Consider the following 744-nt stretch of genomic DNA (forward strand, 5'->3'; position numbering starts at 1 on the left):
AGCTGCGCGACGAGCTGCTGGTGCCCGAGGTCGCCAGGCTGCATGCGGAGAACTACGGCGTCTACGGGCGGCGGAAGATGCATGCTCTCCTGAAACGGCAGGGGTGGGACATCGGCCGCGACCAGACCGAGCGCCTCATGCGCCTCGCGGGAGTGCGTGGGGTTCGCAAGTCGAAGAAGGTGTTCACGACCAGGCCGGACAAGGCGCAGGCCCTACCGCGGGACCTCGTCCAGCGGCGGTTCCGTGCGGACGCGCCGCGCCGACTCTGGGTTGCAGACATCACGTATGTGGCCACCTGGGCGGGCTTCGCATACGTCGCGTTCGTCACCGACGTCTATTCACGTCGGATCGTGGGCTGGAACGTCGCGGCGACGCTGCGCGCGGAGGTGCTGCCGCTGCAAGCGCTGGACATGGCCGCCTGGGGCGCGGACGGCCCGCTGGACGGGCTGATCCATCACGCCGATCACGGCTCGAACTACATGTCGATGGTCTACACCGACCGGGTCGTCGAGCTTGGCGCAACACCCTCGACGGGAACCGTCGGGGACTCGTATGACAACGCCCTCGCCGAGGCGGTCAACAACCTCTACAAGACCGAGCTGATCCGCCAGCGCGGCCCCTGGAGGACCGTCGAGCAGGTCGAGCTCGCGACGCTCGAATGGGTGTGGTGGTGGAACCATCAACGCCTGCACGGCGAACTCGGCATGCGCACCCCGATCGAGATCGAGGACGCGTACTACGCTG

1 protein-coding gene is annotated in these 744 nt (G+C 67.5%); it reads left to right on the forward strand.

The features are described from left to right. Positions 1 to 744, forward strand: a 744-nt coding sequence (locus QM019_RS12665; protein WP_282853304.1) for an IS3 family transposase, incomplete at both ends; no start/stop codon positions are given.

The sequence above is a fragment of the Gulosibacter sediminis genome (genome assembly GCF_030011715.1).
GTDB lineage: Bacteria > Actinomycetota > Actinomycetes > Actinomycetales > Microbacteriaceae > Gulosibacter > Gulosibacter sediminis.